The 955-nt window shown below is 48.9% G+C and carries 1 protein-coding gene; it reads left to right on the top strand.

Translation table 11 applies throughout. The annotated features are described in order from the left end of the window. Position 1 precedes the first annotated feature (1 nt). A partial coding sequence (locus R8N47_RS23930; protein WP_318185941.1) for a TrkH family potassium uptake protein occupies positions 2-955 on the top strand: 954 nt, incomplete at its 3' end.

The following is a 955-nucleotide window of genomic DNA, read 5'->3' as shown; positions in this document are numbered from 1 at the left end:
TATTACTGACGCGTTGTTTACCGCGACTTCAGCCATTAGTGTGACGGGATTGGGTGTGGTCGATACTGGCCAACATTTTACGCTCGCGGGTAAAATTCTTCTGATGTGTTTGATGCAGATCGGCGGCTTAGGGCAAATGACCTTATCTGCGGTGCTGCTCTATATGTTTGGGGTGCGCTTGAGTCTACGTCAGCAAGCGTTAGCCAAAGAAGCACTTGGCCAAGAAAGGCAAGTCAACCTGCGTCGTTTGGTGAAAAAGATCGTCACATTTGCGCTGGTGGCAGAGGCGATTGGTTTTGTCTTCCTCTCGTATCGTTGGGTGCCAGAAATGGGGTGGCAGACGGGCATGTTCTATGCGCTGTTTCATTCTATTTCGGCTTTCAACAATGCTGGCTTCGCTCTCTTCTCTGACAGCATGATGAGTTTTGTCAACGATCCGTTAGTGAGTTTCACCTTAGCTGGTCTGTTTATCTTTGGCGGCTTGGGTTTTACTGTGATTGGTGACGTTTGGCGACATTGGCGTAAAGGTTTCCACTTCTTACATATTCACACCAAAATCATGTTGATTGCCACGCCGTTACTGCTGTTGGTGGGAACGGTGCTGTTTTGGGTTTTGGAACGTCACAACCCCAACAACATGGGGTCAATCAATACTGGCGGGCAATGGTTGGATGCTTTCTTGCAATTAGCCAGTGCGCGGACAGCGGGTTTTAACAGTGTTGATTTAACGCAGTTCACGCAACCGGCATTACTCATCATGATCGTTTTGATGTTGATTGGTGCGGGTTCGACCTCTACGGGTGGCGGTATCAAGGTGTCTACTTTTGCTGTCGCGTTTATGGCGACGTGGACGTTCTTGCGTCAAAAGAAGCACGTGGCGATGTTTAAGAGAACGGTAAACTGGCCAACGGTAACGAAGTCACTGGCAATCATTGTGGTGAGCGGAGCGATTCTT

It is taken from the genome of Vibrio sp. 2132-1, assembly GCF_033344315.1.
This window is presented reverse-complemented; position numbering and strand designations above follow the sequence as displayed.